This window comes from Spiribacter halobius (assembly GCF_020883455.1).
Lineage (GTDB): Bacteria > Pseudomonadota > Gammaproteobacteria > Nitrococcales > Nitrococcaceae > Sediminicurvatus > Sediminicurvatus halobius.
This window is the reverse complement of the sequence record NZ_CP086615.1, coordinates 1,491,911-1,509,216: the sequence shown is the minus strand read 5'-3', so window position 1 is coordinate 1,509,216 and position 17,306 is coordinate 1,491,911. Positions and strand designations below refer to the sequence as shown.

The 17,306-nt window shown below is 71.9% G+C and carries 17 protein-coding genes; 8 read left to right on the top strand and 9 right to left on the bottom strand.

Going from position 1 to position 17,306, the window contains the following annotated elements; translation table 11 throughout:
* Nucleotides 1-77: 77 nt before the first annotated feature.
* Both LMH63_RS06830 and LMH63_RS06825 read right to left on the bottom strand, forming a co-directional pair.
* On the bottom strand, nucleotides 78-527 hold the full coding sequence (locus LMH63_RS06830) for an LEA/WHy family protein (protein ID WP_109677016.1): 450 nt from the start codon (nucleotides 525-527) through the stop codon (nucleotides 78-80).
* Between the two features lie 85 nt (nucleotides 528-612).
* Nucleotides 613-1,380: an SDR family NAD(P)-dependent oxidoreductase gene (locus LMH63_RS06825; RefSeq protein WP_109677017.1), complete on the bottom strand. Its 768-nt coding sequence runs from the start codon at nucleotides 1,378-1,380 to the stop codon at nucleotides 613-615.
* 168 nt (nucleotides 1,381-1,548) lie between these two features.
* On the opposite strand from LMH63_RS06825, the gene thiI reads away from it, so the two are divergent.
* Genes thiI through pdeM form a run of 6 tightly spaced genes read left to right on the top strand, consistent with a single transcriptional unit; the run spans nucleotide 1,549 to nucleotide 9,270 of the window.
* Nucleotides 1,549-2,814 carry a tRNA uracil 4-sulfurtransferase ThiI gene (gene thiI / locus LMH63_RS06820; protein WP_109677019.1) on the top strand — a complete coding sequence of 422 codons (1,266 nt, stop codon included), beginning with the start codon at nucleotides 1,549-1,551 and terminating at the stop codon, nucleotides 2,812-2,814.
* A 15-nt stretch (nucleotides 2,815-2,829) separates the two neighbouring features.
* Nucleotides 2,830-3,537 (top strand): DUF502 domain-containing protein, encoded by a 708-nt coding sequence (locus LMH63_RS06815; RefSeq protein ID WP_109677021.1) that lies wholly within the window; start codon nucleotides 2,830-2,832, stop codon nucleotides 3,535-3,537.
* 16 nt (nucleotides 3,538-3,553) lie between these two features.
* Nucleotides 3,554-4,573, top strand: a complete 1,020-nt coding sequence (locus LMH63_RS06810) for a ligase-associated DNA damage response exonuclease (protein ID WP_109677024.1) — start codon at nucleotides 3,554-3,556, stop codon at nucleotides 4,571-4,573.
* The gene (locus LMH63_RS06805) at nucleotides 4,570-6,168 is read left to right on the top strand and encodes an ATP-dependent DNA ligase (RefSeq protein ID WP_109677026.1); all 1,599 of its coding nucleotides are present in this window, start codon (nucleotides 4,570-4,572) and stop codon (nucleotides 6,166-6,168) included. Before LMH63_RS06810 ends, LMH63_RS06805 begins: the two co-directional genes overlap by 4 nt.
* A complete protein-coding gene (locus LMH63_RS06800) occupies nucleotides 6,158-8,602 on the top strand; it encodes a ligase-associated DNA damage response DEXH box helicase (RefSeq protein ID WP_109677028.1) in 2,445 nt (814 codons plus the stop codon). Before LMH63_RS06805 ends, LMH63_RS06800 begins: the two co-directional genes overlap by 11 nt.
* Entirely contained in the window at nucleotides 8,599-9,270 is a 672-nt protein-coding gene (gene pdeM, locus LMH63_RS06795) for a ligase-associated DNA damage response endonuclease PdeM (protein ID WP_109677030.1), read from the top strand. Before LMH63_RS06800 ends, pdeM begins: the two co-directional genes overlap by 4 nt.
* A 153-nt stretch (nucleotides 9,271-9,423) precedes the next feature.
* On the opposite strand, the gene LMH63_RS06790 is transcribed toward pdeM, so the two are convergent.
* The 6 genes from LMH63_RS06790 to LMH63_RS06765 form a co-directional block, all read right to left on the bottom strand.
* Nucleotides 9,424-9,762: a SaoD/DsrE family protein gene (locus LMH63_RS06790; protein ID WP_109677032.1), complete on the bottom strand. Its 339-nt coding sequence runs from the start codon at nucleotides 9,760-9,762 to the stop codon at nucleotides 9,424-9,426.
* Nucleotides 9,762-10,157, bottom strand: a complete 396-nt coding sequence (locus LMH63_RS06785) for an iron-sulfur cluster assembly scaffold protein (RefSeq protein WP_109677034.1) — start codon at nucleotides 10,155-10,157, stop codon at nucleotides 9,762-9,764. The genes LMH63_RS06790 and LMH63_RS06785 overlap by 1 nt, the downstream gene beginning before the upstream one ends.
* Nucleotides 10,154-10,915, bottom strand: coding sequence for an ABC transporter permease (locus LMH63_RS06780; RefSeq protein WP_229332748.1), 762 nt, complete (start codon nucleotides 10,913-10,915; stop codon nucleotides 10,154-10,156). The genes LMH63_RS06785 and LMH63_RS06780 overlap by 4 nt, the downstream gene beginning before the upstream one ends.
* Entirely contained in the window at nucleotides 10,912-11,691 is a 780-nt protein-coding gene (locus tag LMH63_RS06775) for an ABC transporter ATP-binding protein (protein WP_109677036.1), read from the bottom strand. Before LMH63_RS06775 ends, LMH63_RS06780 begins: the two co-directional genes overlap by 4 nt.
* Nucleotides 11,691-12,758, bottom strand: coding sequence for an ABC transporter substrate-binding protein (locus LMH63_RS06770; RefSeq protein WP_109677038.1), 1,068 nt, complete (start codon nucleotides 12,756-12,758; stop codon nucleotides 11,691-11,693). Before LMH63_RS06770 ends, LMH63_RS06775 begins: the two co-directional genes overlap by 1 nt.
* Nucleotides 12,759-12,853: 95 nt before the next feature.
* Nucleotides 12,854-13,264 (bottom strand): DUF423 domain-containing protein, encoded by a 411-nt coding sequence (locus LMH63_RS06765; RefSeq protein ID WP_109677040.1) that lies wholly within the window; start codon nucleotides 13,262-13,264, stop codon nucleotides 12,854-12,856.
* Between the two features lie 84 nt (nucleotides 13,265-13,348).
* Here LMH63_RS06765 and LMH63_RS06760 point away from each other — a divergent pair, with 84 nt between their 5' ends.
* Nucleotides 13,349-14,635, top strand: a complete 1,287-nt coding sequence (locus LMH63_RS06760) for a pyridoxal phosphate-dependent aminotransferase (RefSeq protein WP_109677042.1) — start codon at nucleotides 13,349-13,351, stop codon at nucleotides 14,633-14,635.
* Between the two features lie 193 nt (nucleotides 14,636-14,828).
* Here the strand turns inward: LMH63_RS06760 and LMH63_RS06755 are convergent, their stop codons facing one another.
* The gene (locus LMH63_RS06755; RefSeq protein WP_199225607.1) at nucleotides 14,829-15,362 is read right to left on the bottom strand and encodes a macro domain-containing protein; all 534 of its coding nucleotides are present in this window, start codon (nucleotides 15,360-15,362) and stop codon (nucleotides 14,829-14,831) included.
* 716 nt (nucleotides 15,363-16,078) lie between these two features.
* Between LMH63_RS06755 and LMH63_RS06750 the strand changes: the two genes are divergently transcribed.
* A complete protein-coding gene (locus tag LMH63_RS06750) occupies nucleotides 16,079-17,305 on the top strand; it encodes an EAL and HDOD domain-containing protein (RefSeq protein ID WP_109677044.1) in 1,227 nt (408 codons plus the stop codon).
* Nucleotide 17,306 lies beyond the last annotated feature (1 nt).

Sequence of the window (17,306 nt, the reverse complement as noted above, 5' to 3'; positions counted from 1 at the left end):
GACGGGTGGCAGAGGCAGGTCACCGGAGGCGCAACCTTCCTTAGACCCGAAACGCGAAACTGGCCCCCGCAGCGGGGCTACCGCAAGGCTACCCGCCCGGCCTGCTCAAACGGCAGCCAGACCGGCAGGCTGGACAGCCGCGCGCGGCCCTCGAGGCGGTAGTCCAGTGCCTGCGGCGGGTCGCGCTGCCAGCGGGCGAGCTGCTGGAGGTTGTCCAGCAGCTGCGTGCCCACCTGGACGCGGATCACCTCCTCGCCCAGGGCCGGCAGCTCGAAGGACTCGCTGCTGAGCCCGCTGGCGAACTCCTGCTCGTTGACGAAGACCGCATACTCAAGGGCCTTGATCGGCACGCGGAAGTCGTTCGGGTTGGCCACCCGCAGCGCCAGCTCGAAACGCTGCTCCATGAGCCCGAGCTGCAGCAGCTCGACGCCCACCAGCCGCACGCTCGGCGGCTCGACATCCCGCTGCAGCGCCGCGCAGCCGGCCAGCAGGGCAAGCATCAGCGCAAGGGCGACGACTCGAATCATTGGTGACCTCGTGACGGCTGCCGCAGGACCGCCACTCTGAACCTTGAACGTCGAACTTGGAACTCGCCTGCGACAGCAGGCGCTCTCACCAGGGGACCTCTTCCCCGTCCCAGCCGAAAAAGCGGCCGCTGTCCTCGCGGCCGGCGCCGTCGATAACCGCCAGCAGGCAGCCCACGGCGTACTCCGTGGAGAACAGCTTGCCCTCGGGGACCCGGGCCTGGAAGGGCTGCGACAGGGGGGTGTCCGTAGTGCCGGGGTGCAGCGCGAGGCAGATCACCTGCCGGGCGCGGCGCCCCAGCTCCACCGCCAGGCCCCGGGTAAACATGTTCTGCGCCGCCTTGGCCGCACGGTAGGCGTACCAGCCGCCCAGGCGATTGTCGCCGATACTGCCCACCCGCGCCGAGAGGCTCGCGTACACCGCGCGCTCCCGGTGCGTCAGCAAGGGCAGCAGATGCCGTGCAATCAGGATGGGCGCAAAGGCGTTGACCCGGAAGCTGGCCTCGAGGCTCTCCAGGCGCACGTCCTCGAGCCGCTTTTCCGGCCAGATCCCGCGGTCCTCGTCATGCAGGAGTCCGAAGGCGTTGACCACCAGATGCAGGCGCGGCGTCCCGGCGCCGATGCGCTCCGCGGCAGCGGCGATATCCGCCTCGCTGGTGACGTCCACGGCGAGCGTCTGCAGGCGGTCCGGATGGGCCTCGGCCAGGGCTGCGAGCCCCTCGGCATCCGGCCGGCGCGCGCCGGCCCAGACACGGCTCACCTGCGGCTGCGCCAGCAGCTGGCGACAGAACTCCAGGCCAATGCCGCCACTCGCGCCCATCACCAGGACCTCGGCGGCGTCGGGAAGGTGGTTCATGCAGAGGCTCCCTCACTCATCGTTTACCACGTGGACGGACGCCCGCCCTGCCTCCAGCGGACTGCCTTGCAGCCGTAACGGTTCCGCGACCGCCGCGCCTCCGTCCGGCAGGGGTTAGACTGGGGTGTCACGCCTGCTGCCAGCCCGTGAATCTGCCGCCGAGGAGCAATGCCGAGACCGCGACTGCTGATCCACTATGCCGAGCTGGCGCTGAAGGGGCATAACCGCCTCGAGTTCGAGACCGTGCTCCAGGGCAACCTGCGGCATCGGCTGCTGGCGGAAGGCCTGGACTGGCCCGTGCACCGCGGCCACGATCGCCTGACGGTCGAGGTGCCGGAGGCGGCTGACCCGGCGCGCCGCCGCCAGGCCGTGACCGCGGCGGCGCAGACCCCGGGCGTCTCCTCGGTGGCGGATGCCCTGCACCTGCCCCAGCGCGAGCTGCGCGCCGCCGACGGTGCCCCGGCGGTGGCCACGCTCTGTGCGCTGCTGGCGGGCTTCGCCGCGGAGCGGTGGCGGCCCCGTGCCCGCTTCGCCGTGCGCGTCAACCGGGGCGACAAGGGCTTCCCGCTCGGCTCCGAGGCGCTCGCCCGCCGCCTGGGCCGCCACATCATCGACCAGACCGACTGGTCCGAGGTGGATCTGGAGCGCCCGGACGAGACCTTCCATGTCGACCTCTACCCCGACGGCGCCTTCCTCTACGCGGGCCGCGAGCCAGGGCCGGGTGGCCTGCCGGTGGGCTCGGGCGGTCGCGTGCTCGCCCTGCTCTCCGCCGGAATCGACTCCCCGGTGGCCGCCTGGATGCTGGCGCGGCGCGGCTGCTGCGTGGATTTTCTGCATCTCACCGCCGGCCATCCGGCAGCGAGCGGCGGGGCGGAAAACCTGGTGGCCCGGATCGCCCGACGCCTCAGCACCAGCACGCTGCAGTCGCGGCTGTGGCTGGTGCCCTACACGCACTTCGACCTGGCCCTCGCCGGCGGCGCCGAGGGCGGCTACGGCCTGATCCTGCTGCGCCGCTTCATGGCGCGGCTGGGTGCGCGCATCGCCGCAGAAACCGGTGCGCGGGCCCTGGTGGCCGGCGACAGCCTGGGCCAGGTGGCCTCGCAGACCCTGGACAACCTGCTGACCACCGGCCAGGCCACGGAGATGCCCGTACTCCGGCCGCTGATCGGGCTGGACAAGCAGGAAATCGTGGACCGGGCCCGCCGCATCGGCACCTTCGAGCTCTCCGCGGAGCCCTACAAGGACTGCTGCGCCCTGATCGCCCGGCACCCGCGCACGCGCTCGCGCGATGAGCAGCTCAGCGCGATCGAGGCCAGGCTGCTGCCGGACTACGCCGGCCTGATCGAGCGCAGCCTCGCCGATGCCGAGGTGCTGAGCTTCGACAGTGGCCGGGTCGTGCAGCCTGACGATCTCCCGGCCACCCCCGTCGCCTGAACCGGAGGAAAGACGATGAGCGCGGCGCCGAAGCCAAGCCGACTGCGCAACTACCTGCTGGCCGGCGTGTTCACTGCCATTCCGGTGTGGATCACCTGGGTGATCTTCGAGTTCGTCGTGACCCAGCTCTCGGACCTCGGCCGCCCCGGCGCGGCCGCCCTTTCGGAGGGTCTCCGCCGCTACGCGCCGGGCGTCTCGGAGGCCCTGGGGCTGCCCTGGTTCCAGAACCTGCTGGCGGTGTTCGTCACCCTCGGCTCGCTCATTCTGCTCGGCTGGCTGGCGACGCTCGTGGTCGGACGGCGCCTGATCGCGCTGGCCGAGCGAATGCTGGCGCGCATTCCGCTGGTGGAGAAGATCTACGGCGCGAGCAAGGCCCTGCTGGGGGCGCTGCAGCAGCAGCCCGAGGGCGCCCAGCAGGTGGTGCTGATCGCCTTTCCGCATCCCGGAATGAGGACGGTCGGCTTCGTCATGCGCACACTGACCGACGCCAGCAACGGCCAGCAGCTCGCCGCGGTCTACGTGCCCACTACTCCCAACCCCACCTCGGGCTATCTGGAGATCGTGCCCGTTGACGACCTCGTGCCCACGGACTGGACCTTCGAGGAGGCGATGAGCTTCGTGATCTCCGGCGGCTCGGTGGCGCCGGAGCAGGTGAGCTTCGGGGAACCGCCGCGCGAGGCGGGCAGCGTCTCCGTACATACCCGGGACAAGACCTCGACGTGATTTGTACACTAGGGTCATGACGGAACCTCTGATCCAGCCCGCCGAGCGGGGCCTGCTGTGCCCGCCCGGCGGATTTCACATTGACCCGTGGCGCCCGGTTGACCAGGCCGTCATCACCCATGCCCATGCCGATCACGCCCGGCCGGGCAGCCGCGTGTACTGGGCCGCGGCGCCGGCGGTGCCCCTGCTGCAGCGTCGCCTGGGGGCGGATGCCGACATCCGCGGGGTCGGCTGGGGCGAACCCCTCGACTTCGGACCGGTGCGGGTCAGCTTCCATCCCGCCGGGCACATCCTCGGATCGGCCCAGATACGGGTCGCTCACGGCGACCGGGTCTGGGTCGCCTCCGGCGACTACAAGCGCGGCGCGGACCCGACCTGCGAGCCTTTCGAGGTGGTGCCCTGCGACACCTTCATCACCGAGGCCACTTTCGCGCTCCCGGTCTACCGCTGGCCGCCGGTGGCCTCGGAAGTGGCCCGCATCCACGCCTGGTGGCAGGAGAACGCCGCCGCAGGGCGCACCAGCGTCCTGTTCTGCTACGCCCTCGGCAAGGCACAACGGGTGCTGGCGGAGCTTGCGGCGCTTACCGATGAGCCCGCCTATCTGCACGGTGCCATGGTGCCTCTGACCGAGGCCTACCGTGAGGCCGGGGTACGGCTACTGGAGACCCGCGCCGTCTCCGCCGCACCCAGGGACGAGGATTTTTCCCGGGCGCTGGTGCTGGCGCCGCCCAGCGCCGGCGGCTCCACCTGGATGCGACGCTTTCGCCGGCCACTGACGGGCTTCGCCTCCGGCTGGATGCGCATCCGCGGCAACCGCCGGCGGCGCGGCCATGACCGGGGCTTCGTGCTCTCGGACCACGTCGACTGGCCGGACCTGCTCGCCACCATCCGCGATACCGGGGCGCGGGAGGTGCTCACCACCCACGGCCGCGCCGACGAGCTGGTGCGCTACCTGCGCGAGCACGGGCTCGCGGCGCGCCCCCTCGCCACCCTCTACGGCGAGGGCGAGGGCGAGGACGACGAGGCGGCGGCGTGAGGCGCTTCGGCGAGCTCTTCGAGCGCCTGGACCAGACCAACGCCACCAACGAGAAGGTGGCAGCGCTGGCGGACTACTTCGCCAGCGTGCCGCCGGCGGACGGCGCCTGGGCCGTGTACTTCCTCTCCGGACGGCGGCTCAAGCGTCTCATCGGTGCTGCCCGCCTGCGGGCCTGGCTGGTGGCGGAGAGCGGCCTGCCGGAGTGGCTGGTGGAGGAGACCCACCAGCACGTCGGCGACCTGGCCGAGACCATCGCGCTGATGCTGGAGGACCCCGAGCGCCGCGACGCCGATGCCGATGTGCGCGGCCTTGCGGCCTGGGTGGAGGAGGAGCTGCTGAGCCTGCGGGAGCTGCCCGAAGACGAGCAGGCCCGGCGCGTGCGCAGCGCCTGGCGCGGCCTGCCGCGGCCGGCCTGCTTCCTCTACAACAAGCTCCTGACCGGCGCGCTGCGGGTAGGCGTCTCGCAGACCCTGGTGGAGCGTGCGCTGGCACGGGCGAGCGGCCTGCCGCGGCCGGTGATCGCCCACCGGCTCATGGGCGACTGGCGGCCGGATGCCGGGTTCTTCGCCAGCCTGTTCGACGAGCGCTCCGGGCGCGAGGACGCCTCCCGCCCCTACCCGTTCTTCCTCGCCCATCCGCTGGATGCCGACCCGGCACCGCAGCTCGGGCCCCTCGCGGACTGGCAGTGCGAGTGGAAGTGGGACGGCATCCGCGGGCAGCTGGTGCGCCGGGAGGATGCGGTGTTCCTCTGGTCGCGGGGCGAGGAGATGATCACGGACACCTTCCCCGAGGTCGCCGAGGCGGCCTGGCAGCTGCCGGAGGATACCGTGCTCGACGGCGAGCTGCTGGCCTGGGACGGCGAGGTGCTGCCCTTCTCCCAGCTCCAGCGCCGCCTGGGCCGCAAGCGCGTGGGCCGGCAGCTGCGGCGGGAGGTGCCGGTGCACCTGCTGGCCTATGACGTGCTCGAGGACCGCGGCGAGGACGTCCGCCATGAACCGCTCGCTGCGCGGCGGCAGCGGCTGGAGCGGCTGCTCGCCGGGGTCGAGCCGCCGCTGCGACTCTCGCCGCTGATCGAGGCCGGCGACTGGGACAGACTGCACCGCCTGCGCACGGAGGCGCGGGCGCGGCGCGTCGAGGGCGTGATGCTCAAGCGCCGGGACAGCCCCTACGGCATCGGCCGGCCCAAGGGGCCGTGGTGGAAGTGGAAGGTCGCCCCGCTCACCCTCGACGCCATCCTGATCTACGCCCAGCCAGGCCACGGCCGGCGCGCCAACCTCTATACCGACTACACCTTCGCCGTCCCCGACGGCGAGGGCCTGGTGCCTGTAGCCAAGGCCTACTCCGGTCTGGACGACGCCGAGATCCGGCGTCTGGACCGCTGGATCCGCCGGCACACGGTGGAGCGCTTCGGTCCGGTGCGCTCGGTGGAGCCGGTGCAGGTGTTCGAGCTGGCCTTCGAGGGCATCGCCCCCTCGCGCCGGCACAAGTCCGGCGTTGCCCTGCGCTTCCCGCGCATCGCCCGCTGGCGGGAGGATCTCGGCCCGGCCGACGCCGACTCCCTGAACCAGGTACGGGCCCTGCTGGATGAAGCCTGAGGCCGGGACCGCGCTGGGCGACTGGTTCGCCGGCCAGGGCTGGACGCCGGCAGACTTCCAGCGGGCCACCTGGGCCGCCTACCTCGCCGGGCGCAGCGGCCTGGTGCACTCGGCCACCGGCTCCGGCAAGTCGCTGGCCGCCTGGGGCGGCCCGCTGCTGGAGGGTCTGGCCCGCGCCGACCATGACCCGCCCCTGCGGGTGCTCTGGGTGACGCCGCTGCGGGCACTCGCCAGCGACACGGTGACCAACCTGCAGGCGGCGACGGACGGCGTCGGCCTGCGCTGGCGGGTGGAGAAGCGCACCGGGGATACCGGCGCCAGCGCCCGCGCCCGCCAGCGCCGGCGGCCCCCGGCGGCGCTGGTCACCACCCCGGAGAGCCTGTCGCTGCTGCTCTCCTACCGGCGCGGTGGCGAGGCCTTTCGCGGGCTGAGAGCGGTGGTGGTGGACGAATGGCACGAGCTCCTCGGCAGCAAGCGCGGCGTTCAGCTCGAGCTCTGCCTCGCGCGCCTGCGGGCGCTGGCACCGGGGCTGCGCGTCTGGGGGCTGTCCGCGACCCTCGGCAACACCGCGGAAGCGCAGGACGTGTTGCTGGCCGGCGATCCCCGTGGTGAGCTCATCCGCGGCAGCGAGGCCAAGCGCATCCGCATCCGCGGGCTGCTGCCCGGGCGCCACGAGCGTTTCCCCTGGGCGGGACATCTCGGCGTCAGCCTGCTGCCGCAAGTGCTCGAGCACCTGGGGAGCGCGCGCTCCTGTCTGCTCTTCACCAACACCCGCTCCCAGGCGGAGCTGTGGTTCGAGGCGATCCTGCGCGCCCGCAGCGACTGGCTCGAGGGCCTCGGCCTGCACCATGGCTCCATCGACCGGGCGCTGCGCGACCGCATCGAGGCGGGCCTGCGCGAGGGGCGCTTCCGCTGCGTGGTGGCCACCTCGAGCCTCGACCTCGGCGTGGACTTCAGCCCGGTGGACCGGGTGGTCCAGGTAGGCAGCCCCAAGGGCGTGGCCCGGCTCGCACAGCGTGCCGGGCGCTGCGGCCACCAGCCGGGCGCGGAGAGCGAGGTGCTGTGCGTGCCGAGCCATGCCCTGGAGCTGGTGGAGATCGCCGCCGCCCGCCGTGCCTGGGACGCCGGGCGCATCGAGGGTCGGACGCCGCTGCGCGGCTGCCTGGACGTCCTCGCCCAGCATCTGGTCACGCTGGCGGCCGGGGACGGCTTCCAGCCGGAGGCGCTGCTGGCCGAGGTCCGCACCACCCACGCCTACCGCGACCTCGGCGACGAGGCCTGGCAATGGGTGCTGGACTTCGTCACCGGCGGAGGCCCGGTGCTGGCGGCCTACCCCGATTTCCGGCGCGTGCTGCGCGGCGACGACGGCCGCTACCGGATCGCCGGCCGCGCCCACGCGGCCCGGCACCGCATGAGCATCGGCACCATCACCAGCGACGCGGCCATCGCCGTGCGCTTCCAGGGCGGCGGCCATCTCGGCACCATCGAGGAGAGCTTCATCTCCCGGCTGCGGCCCGGCGATACCTTCCTGTTCGCCGGACGCGCCCTGGAGCTGGTGCGGGTGCGCGATCTCACCGCCTACGTCCGCCGCGCCCGGGGCAGCCGCCGCGCGGTGCCCCGCTGGCAGGGCGGACGACTGCCGCTGTCCACGGAGCTCGCCGACGGCGTGCGCGAGATCCTTGCCGAGGTGCGTGCCGGCCATCTGCGGGACCCGGAGACCCGTGCGGTGGCGGACGTCCTCGCCATCCAGCAGCGCTGGTCCGCACTGCCGGGTCCCGGCGAGCTGCTCGCCGAACGGGTGGACAGCCGCGAGGGGGCGCACCTGTTCCTGTATCCCTTTGCCGGGCGGCTGGTGCACGAGGGCCTGGCGGCGCTGATCGCCTGGCGACTCGGCCGGCGTCAGCCCGCCACCTTCAGCATCACGGTGAACGACTACGGCTTCGAGCTGCTGGCGGACGAGCTCCCGGCGCTGGACGCCGAGACAGTGCGCAGCCTGTTCCACCCGGAGGCGCTGGTGGAGGACCTGCTCGCCTGCGTCAACGCGAGCGAGCTCGCCCGCCGCCAGTTCCGGGACATCGCCCGCATCGCCGGGCTGGTGTTCCAGGGCTATCCCGGCCGCGGCAAGTCGGCGCGTCAGCTGCAGGCCTCCAGCGGCCTCATCTACGACACCCTCGCCCGCTACGACCCGGACAACCGGCTGCTCGGCCAGGCCCGGGACGAGGTACTGGAGCGCCAGCTGGAGCTGCAGCGGCTGCGCCGGGTGCTTGGCGACATCAGCGACTGGCGGGTGCGCTACCACGAGCCCGAGCGGCTCACACCGCTCGCCTTCCCGCTCTGGGCCGACCGGCTGCGCAACCGTCTCAGCACCGAGCGCTGGGAGGACCGGGTGGCGCGCATGGTGGCGCGGCTCGAGAAAGCGGCGGGGCCGGCATGAGCGGCGTCGACCCGCCGACCGGCGCCTTGACCCTGGAGCTCGCGGGCGAGCCGCTCTGGCTGCTGCCGGAGCGCGCCGTCTGGTGGCCGGGCGGCGGCACGCTGCTGATCGCGGACACCCACCTCGGCAAGGGGGCGAGCTTCCGCCGCGCCGGCATGGCCGTGCCCAGGGGCAGCTCCGCGCAGACGCTGGCACGCCTTGGCGGTCTCGTCGAGCAACTCGCCCCACGGCAGATCGTGATCCTCGGGGACGTCCTCCACGCCGCGCTGCCGCCGGAGGACCCGCTGCCCGGAATCATCGCCCGCTGGCGCGAGCGCTATCCGGGCCCGGCCCTGCGGGCGGTGCGCGGCAACCATGACCGTACCCCGGAGCCCCTCGCGGGGCTGCTGGAATGGCACGCCGAGCGGCTGCCAGTGGCGCCGTTCGTACTGCGCCATCACCCCTGCCCCGACCCCGAGGGTCCGGTGCTCGCCGGCCACCTGCACCCGGCGGTGCGCCTGCAAGGCCCGGCCCGGGACACGCTCCGCCTCCCCGCCTTCGTGCTGGAAGGGGGGGGACTGACCCTCCCCGCCTTCGGCGAGCTCACCGGCGGCCGTCTGGTCGGCCCCGGCCGGGGCCGCCGGCGCTACGCCGCCATCCCGGACCGGGTGGTGCCATTGGATTCCTGAAATTCCCCGGATCCGGAGGGAGCGCCGGGCGCGCGCACGCGCTGCGCTCCGGCCCTGGAGGCCCAACAGGTTGCCCGGGGCCGGCTGACTCGACACGCAGGAGGCGCAGATGCGGGGCCACGGCGGTCAAGGACACCGGGCACAGCCAGGGGGTTACAGGGTAATCACCTGATCCGGCATGTTGCCGGAGAGCGCGCCGTAGAGGTCGGGAAAGCAGCCGATGGGCACGCCGGGCATGAGCCGGTCGGCGATCTCGCGCTCGTAGCAGCACTGGTCGCAGCCCATGAGCAGCATGCCGCTGCGCTCCGCCACCGCGCGCAGGCGCTCGCCGATGGGGTTGCCGTCGACGAGCACGTAGTTGTTGTCCTCGAAGAAGAACATGCCCACCACCTCGACGCCGTGCCGGTCCTCCTCCAGCTGCGGCAGGATCATCCTGGCGAGCACGTACGAGACGTTATGGCGTTGCGTGGCGAAGATGTAGGCGACCTTCATCAGGCGGACTCCGTACTGGCTTGCAGAAGGGCGGCGCGCCACGCGGCGGTCGCCAGCGCGGCGCGGTCCTGGCGGAACGGCGGCACCCCGGCCACCCGGGCAACGAGATCCTCGGTATCGCAGGTGGGGCTCACGGAGAGCGGATGGCCGGCCTCGAGCTCGGCGAGGGCCTGGCAGTAGGCGATCAGCGTGACACAGGGGCTGCACTGGAAGCGGACCGCCGCGATCCGCCCCTGTTCATCGAGGCCAAGGCTGAAACGCGCCCGCAGCCCCTCGGCATTGGTCAGCCAGGCCCCCGCCATCGGCAGGGGCAGCTCGCGGCGGGTGCGCAGGCCCCGTTCAACGCAGGCCTGGGCCTGAAACGACGACCGCTCGTCCCCACCGCAGCAGCTCACCGGTATTTCCAGCGCAGCAGGTGCCGCTCCAGGGCCCCGGCGGCCCCGAACAGCAGCATGACGAAGGTGAGCACGAGGAAGATCAGGGCGAAGGTCAGCTCAGCGTTGTAGGTGCTCTGGGCGAAGGCGAGAAGGTATCCGAGCCCACGGCTGGAGGCCACGAACTCGCCCACCACGGCCCCGGTGAAGGCAAAGCCCACGGCCACCTTGAGGCTGCCCATGACCCAGGCCACCACCGAGGGGATATACACCTCGCGCAGCAGCACCAGCGGCCCGCCGCCCAGGGTACGGACCCGCTCCACCAGCCGGCTGTCGACGTCGCGAATACCGTTGTAGACGGCGAAGAAGGTCAGCACCACCACGAGGATGAACGACAGCGCCACCTTCGAGGCCAGGCCGATCCCGAGCCAGATGATGAACAGCGGCGCCAGGATCACCCGCGGAATGGCGTTCAGCATGGCCATCACCGGCTCCAGCAGCTCCGCCACCGGGCGCGCCAGCGCGGCAATGAAGCCGAGCAGCGCACCGCCGGCGAGGCCGAGTCCCAGACCGAGCAGGGCGGCGCCGAAGGTCGCCTCCAGATGCTGGTAGATGTCCCCGTCCACGAACAGCGCGCCGATGGAGCCGGCGATGGCCGAGGGCGGCGGCGCGTAGAAGGGATCCACCCAGCCCATGCGGCTGACGCCCTCCCAGAGCAGGAGCACCAGCGTCAGCGAGGCGGCGCGCCGGAGCGCGAGACCGAGTTGCCCGCGATTCACTGGTTCACCACCTTCAGGTCGGGCCGACGGCGAACCGTCGGCGTGCGCACCTCTTCCGAGAGCGAGCTCCACAGCTCACGGGCAATGGCCGCGAAGCGGGGCTGCTCCTTGACCTGCAGCAGATCCCGCGGGCGCGGCAGGTCGATCTCCCAGCGGCCCTTGACCTGCGCCCGCGGCCCATTGCCGAGCAGCACCACCCGGTCCGAAACCGCCACGGCCTCCTCCAGGTCGTGGGTAACCATGAGCACGGTGAGGTTCTCGCCCTCCACCCAGCTGAGAAGATCCTCGGTGAGGTAGTGACGGACAATGGCATCGAGCGAGGCGAAGGGCTCGTCCATCAGCAGCAGCTTCGGTCGCAGCGCCAGGACCTGGGCGATCGCCACGCGCTTGCGCTGGCCGCCGGAGAGCTCCCGGGGGTAGCGGTCGCCGAAACTGCCGAGGCCCACGGACTCGAGCCAGCGCATGGCCTCGTCCCGCGCCTCGGCCTTGCGCCGGCCGCGAATGCGCAAACCCAGGGCGACATTGTCCCGGGCCGAACGCCAGGGCAGCAGGGCGTCGTCCTGGAACAGGAAGCCGACGTGGTTGCGGTCGACCGCGAGGTCCACGCTGCCGTGGCTCGGCGCCTGCAGCCCCATGACCGCGCGCAGCAGCGTACTCTTGCCGCAGCCGGAGGGGCCGATCAGGCTCACGAATTCGCCGGCGGCGACGTCGAGGTCGACGTTCTGAAGCACCGGCTCGGCGCCATAGCTCATCTCCAGGTCGCGAATGCGGAGCATCAGGACGCCACCACGTCCGGCCTGGCGATGGCCTCCAGATCGACGCTGCCGCCGCGGCCGCCCGCCGCCTTCTGCACCTCGATGACGCGGCGCATGGCGTCGAGGTCCAGGGTCACCTCCCGCGGATACAGTGAGGCCCGGTAGCGCTCCAGGCTGCGGGCGACGAGCTCGCGGTCGCCGCCGGTGATGATCTCCCGCGGCAGCGCGTCCACCAGCGCCTCCGGCTCCGCCTCCTGGACGAAGCCCAGTCCCTTCTCCAGCGCCCGGGCGAGGCGCCGGATCTGGTCGCGCTTCGCCTCCAGCTCCTCGCGGCGCACGGCGACGCCCATGAACTCGTAGGCGCCGCCCAGGTACTCGCGCACGTCTTCGATGTCCATGCCGTTGACCAGCACGCGGGCGCCGCGCTCCTGCAGCAGCGAGAGCGCCGGCTCCTGGACCATGCCGGCATCGAGCTGGCCGAGGCGCAGGGCGTCGTAGAGATTGGTGCCCACGGTGGCGAAGGAGACGCTGTCCACATCGACGCCGGCGCGCCCCAGCAGATACCGCAGGAACGCATGGTCCGCATTGCCGAGGGCGGAAACACCGACGGTGCGGCCTTCCAGGTCGGCCACCGAGGTGATGCTGTCGGCCTGCTCCACGCTGGTGGCAAGCGCGAACAGCGGCAGCCGCCCGGTGGTCGCGACGCGGACGATATCCGCACCGCTCGCGAACGCGTTCAGGGCCGCGTCGAACGAGGTCGCGGCATAGTCCACGGCGCCCCCGTTCAGGGCCTGCAGCGCCGCGCTGCCTCCCCGGGTGTAGACCAGCTCGACGTCCAGGCCTTCCTCGGCGAAGAAGCCGGCGGCGCGGGTCGCCTCGTAGGGCACGACGCAGAGCAGCTGGCTGCAGAAGGCGAGCCGCACCCGCTCCTGCTGGCCGAAGGCCGGGCGAACGCCGCCCAGGGCAGCGAGGCCCGCGACGCCGGCCATGCCCTTGAGCAGGGAGCGGCGGCTGACGCCGCGGCTGACGTGGAGCACCTCCACCTCGCCCCGCCCGAGCGGGCCGAGATCATTGCAGCAGTTGGACATGGCGGTTCAATCTCGACAGCAAGGGATGCTGAAAGGATAGGGCCAAAGCGCCCAAACCAGAAAGACTGATCGGCTCTAGTTTTATAACGTTATGCTCACACGCGCCGCGGCGCGTGGCCGCCGATGAGCGCCAACACCGCGCCCAGCCAGCCCAGGATGAGCAATACCCCGCCGATGGGCGTTACCGGCCCGAGCCAGCCCGGTGCGCCCAGACTGAGCGCATAGATGCTGCCGCTGAACAGCAGCGTGCCCAGCGCCAGGGCCAGGGCCGCCCGATCCAGCCAGTGCCCGCGCGGGGCAGCCGGCGCAAGCGCGGCCATCGCCAGCAGCGCGAGCCCATGCACCAGCTGATACAGCACGGCCGTCTCCCACGCGCCCAGTCCTTCGGCGTCCAGTCGGGCCCGGAGCGCGTGTGCGCCGAACGCGCCGAACACGACACCGGAGCCGGCCAGCAGCGCCCCGGTGAGGGCGACGATCCGCTGGCGCGCCGTCAATCGCAGGCTCATGCATCCTCCAATTGCGTATGGCTATAATCGCGCAACTATTTAATGCATAGGCGGAGGGTTCTCCGCCCAGCCTCGGAGGCCACCATGCAGCAGGATGCGCCCGCCAGCGCCCCCCATGTCCATCTCAACCTCAACGTCCGCGGGCTCGGCCCCTCGGCGACGCTGGCCATCAACGAGCGCTCGGCCGAGCTGAGCGCCGCCGGCCGCGAGGTGTTCCGGCTCGGGCTAGGCCAGTCGCCGTTTCCCGTTCCGGCACCGGTGGTCGAGGCCCTGCGCCAGCACGCAGCCGAGAAGGACTACCTGCCGGTGAAGGGGCTGCCGGCGCTGCGCGAGGCAATCAGCGGCTATCTCGAGCGCACCGAGGGCCTGCACTATCGCGCCGACCACGTGCTGGTCGGACCCGGCACCAAGGAGCTGATGTTCCTGCTGCAGCTGGTCTACTACGGCGATCTCGTGATCCCGACGCCGAGCTGGGTGTCCTACGCGCCCCAGGCACACATCATCGGCCGCCACATTCGCTGGCTGCCCACGCGGCCCGAGGATGCCCTGGGGGTAACGCCCGAGGCACTCGAGGGCCTCTGCCGCGAGGACCCGGAGCGCCCCCGCCTGCTGATCCTGAACTACCCGGGCAACCCGACCGGCGTGGCCTATGACCCGCCGCAGCTCGAGGCGATCGCGGCCGTCGCCCGCCGCTATCGCGTCCTCGTACTCGCGGACGAGATCTACAGCGGTACGCGCTTCCACGGGGAGCATGTCTCCATCGCCCGTTACTATCCGGAGGGCACGATCATCAGCAACGGTCTGTCGAAGTGGTGCGGCGCCGGCGGCTGGCGCCTCGGCGCCGTGGCCTTTCCCTCCCAGCTCGGCTGGCTGCGGGACGGCATGGCCGCGGTGGCGAGCGAAACCTTCACCTCCACCAGCGCCCCCATCCAGCACGCGGCGGTCACGGCGTTCCGTGGCGGCGACTGGCTCGACGACTACCTGGTTCGCAGCCGCCGGGTATTGCGTGCGCTGGCCGCGCACTTTCAGGGCGTGCTCACGGACGCCGGCGCCACCTGCGCTCCGGCCCAGGGCGGCTTCTATCTGTTCCCGCGCTTCGAGGCACACCGTGAGCGGCTGGCCCGCCGCGGCATCGATACCGGGCCGGCGCTCTGCGAGCGCCTGCTGGAAGACACCGGCGTCGCCACGCTGCCCGGGAGCGTGTTTGGCCGCCCACAAGAGGACCTGTCGCTGCGGCTCGCCTACGTGGACTTCGACGGCGCCGCCGCCCTTGCCGCCGCGGACGTCGAGCCGGACGCGGCGTTTCTGCAGCGCTACTGCCCCACGATGGTGACCGCCGCCCACCGGCTGGCCGACTGGGTGCAGGTCTGAGGCTCGCGGGCAAAAAAAAAAGCCGACCAGGCGGTCGGCCAAGAGGAGGAGAGAGAGAAAACCCTGTGTTGCGATGCAGTATAGCAGGGCTGCGCTTCCTGTCACTAGTGCCGGCGAAGCCTATCTGCTGTGCTTCGGCGACACAGATGCTGCACCGCATCTACCTTTCAGATGGCGCCAGGCGCGGAAAGTTTCAAGCCTCTCCGCGGGCGGCGGTGAGTGCCTGCTCGTGAACCTGCCGGGCGGTCTCGCTGAAGAGCACGAAGCGCACGGGCGCCACGTCGGGATAGTCCGCCAGCGCCGCGAGCACGGTGCGCACCGCTACCGCGGCCGCCTCGTCCATGGGATAGCCGAAAGCCCCCGTGGACAGTGCCGGCAGCCCGACCCCGCGAGCGCCCTGCTCCGCGGCGAGGCGCAGCGCCTCGCGGTAGCAACGCGCGAGCAGCTCTGCAGCCGGCTCGTCCACCCCGTACACTGGCCCCAGGCAGTGGATCACCCATTGGTTGGGCAGCCCGAACGCCGGGGTGATCACCGCCTCACCGGGGCGGATCGGGGCGAGCGGCCGGCACGCCTCGGCAAGCTCCGGTCCGGCCGCCCGGTGGATGGCCCCGGCCACGCCGCCGCCCGGCATCAGCGCCGCATTGGCGGCGTTGACCACGGCATCCAGATCGCCCTGACCGGTGATATCTCCGACAACCAGCTCCGGCGCTGTCGCACCTTCATCCATCTCCGCCATGGTCCCGTCCCTCCGCGGATCTGCCTCTCCGGGCCCAGTCTGGCAAGCCGGCGGCCCGCCGGGAAAGCCATCCTCACCGGCCGCGCGCGGGACCGTCGGTCCGAACCAGTCCGCGAGATTGCGCAGCGCCGCTGCCAGGGCCGCGGCGGCATCCGGCGCCGAGGCACGGGTACGCAACGCCGCCTGCCCCGCCAGATGCAGCTCGAGGCCGCAGCAAACGGCGTCGGACGCGGCGCGCAGGCTGACCTCCACGCGGGTATCGCCGCCGCGGCCGCGCAGCAGCGCCTTTACCCGGCGACGCACCAGCCGATACAGACGGCGGTCGACCAGGATCTGATCCCCCCGGATGACGATGCGCATGGGCGGCCTCGACGCACTGGCCACAGGTAGTCGGGATGGCAGGCTAGGCCCACGTCATTGCGGGGACGTTGCAGTCTGCCCCTGCTAGCCCGGATATCTCACCGGTTCGCGAAGCGAGGGCGTGGAGATGGCGGGCAGGACAAGGCGCGGGAGAGTCCGGGCGCGCAGGCGTACTCGAAAGTACGTCGAGCACCCGGACCGAGCGCAACGCCGGCCTGCCCGCCAGATCCGCGACCGCAGCCGTGAATCGGTGAGATATTCGGGCTAGGCTTCGCGTGGCGACCGGTGGGCGGACGTCGCCCCGCGCCGGCCGCCATGGAACCCTCTCGCCGGCAGGAGAATCGCGCTTGTCCACGGATCTCTATCTCGCCCGCCAGCCCATTGTCGCCGCGGATCTGACCGTGCTCGGTTACGAGCTCCTCTACCGGGCCGGCGACGAGGCCGAGGCCCGCTTCGAGGACGGCGACCTGGCCAGCTCCCAGGTGCTGGTCAACACCTTCCTGGAGGTGGGGCTGGAGCGCATCGTCGGCAGCGCCCGGGCCTACCTGAACATGACCCGCGCCTTTCTCACCGGTGCGGTGCCGCTGCCAATGGCGCCGGAGCAGGTCACCCTCGAGGTGCTGGAGGACGTCGCCGCCGACCCTGAAGTGCTGGCCGGCATCGAGGCGCTCCGTCGCCGGGGCTACCGCATAGCCCTGGATGATTACGCCCCCGGGTCCGGCAGCGAGCGGCTGCTGCCGTACGCGGACGAGGTCAAGCTGGACGTGCTGGCAGTGCCGCCGGCGGAACTGCCCGGGCTGGTCAACGCGCTGCGCGGACGGGGGCTGCGGGTGATCGCCGAGCGCGTGGAGACACCCGACATGTTCGAGCACTGCCGGGAGCTCGGCTGCACCGGCTTTCAGGGCTTCTTCTTCTGCCGCCCGCAGATCGTGCGCGGGCGCGCCCTGCCCGGCATGCGCAGGAGCGCGCTGGCCCTGGTGGGCGAGCTGGACGACCCGGAGATCACGACCCAGCGCCTGGAGCAGCTGATCGAGCGCGACGCCGCCCTCGCCTACCGGCTGCTGCGCTACATCAACTGTGCCACGTTCGCCCTGCGGCGCGAGATCAGCTCGATCCGCGAAGCCATCGTCATGCTCGGCCTGCGCGCCATCCGCAGCTGGGCGACGCTGATCCTCTACGCGCGCATGGAAGAGGAGCGCCCTCGGCGCACCCTCATGCGCACGGCCCTCGTGCGCGCTCGCATGGCGGAGCTGCTGGCCCGGGACCGGGAGGACGCCGAGCCGGGGCGGGCGTTCACGGTCGGCCTGTTCTCGACGCTGGACGCGCTGCTGGACCAGCCGCTGGAGGATCTGCTGGACAGCACCCCGCTCAGTGCCGAGGTCAAGCTCGCCCTCACCGACCAGGCCGGCCCGCTGGGCGAGCTGCTGGCACGGACCCTGTGCTACGAGCGCGGGGCGTGGGCAGCGCTGGAGGCACGGGAGCTGGACGTCGCCGCCCATACCCGCGCCCATATCGAGGCCTGCGAGTGGGCGGACGAGCAGGTGACCCTGCTCGCCGGCAGCGCCTCGGCGTAGA

Coding starts and splice junctions, on each gene's coding strand:
- LMH63_RS06830 (WP_109677016.1), bottom strand. CDS start 527: ATGATTCGAGTCGTCGCCCTTGCGCTGATGCTTGCCCTGCTGGCCGGC.
- LMH63_RS06825 (WP_109677017.1), bottom strand. CDS start 1,380: ATGAACCACCTTCCCGACGCCGCCGAGGTCCTGGTGATGGGCGCGAGT.
- thiI (WP_109677019.1), top strand. CDS start 1,549: ATGCCGAGACCGCGACTGCTGATCCACTATGCCGAGCTGGCGCTGAAG.
- LMH63_RS06815 (WP_109677021.1), top strand. CDS start 2,830: ATGAGCGCGGCGCCGAAGCCAAGCCGACTGCGCAACTACCTGCTGGCC.
- LMH63_RS06810 (WP_109677024.1), top strand. CDS start 3,554: ATGACGGAACCTCTGATCCAGCCCGCCGAGCGGGGCCTGCTGTGCCCG.
- LMH63_RS06800 (WP_109677028.1), top strand. CDS start 6,158: ATGAAGCCTGAGGCCGGGACCGCGCTGGGCGACTGGTTCGCCGGCCAG.
- pdeM (WP_109677030.1), top strand. CDS start 8,599: ATGAGCGGCGTCGACCCGCCGACCGGCGCCTTGACCCTGGAGCTCGCG.
- LMH63_RS06790 (WP_109677032.1), bottom strand. CDS start 9,762: ATGAAGGTCGCCTACATCTTCGCCACGCAACGCCATAACGTCTCGTAC.
- LMH63_RS06775 (WP_109677036.1), bottom strand. CDS start 11,691: ATGCTCCGCATTCGCGACCTGGAGATGAGCTATGGCGCCGAGCCGGTG.
- LMH63_RS06770 (WP_109677038.1), bottom strand. CDS start 12,758: ATGTCCAACTGCTGCAATGATCTCGGCCCGCTCGGGCGGGGCGAGGTG.
- LMH63_RS06765 (WP_109677040.1), bottom strand. CDS start 13,264: ATGAGCCTGCGATTGACGGCGCGCCAGCGGATCGTCGCCCTCACCGGG.
- LMH63_RS06760 (WP_109677042.1), top strand. CDS start 13,349: ATGCAGCAGGATGCGCCCGCCAGCGCCCCCCATGTCCATCTCAACCTC.
- LMH63_RS06755 (WP_199225607.1), bottom strand. CDS start 15,362: ATGGATGAAGGTGCGACAGCGCCGGAGCTGGTTGTCGGAGATATCACC.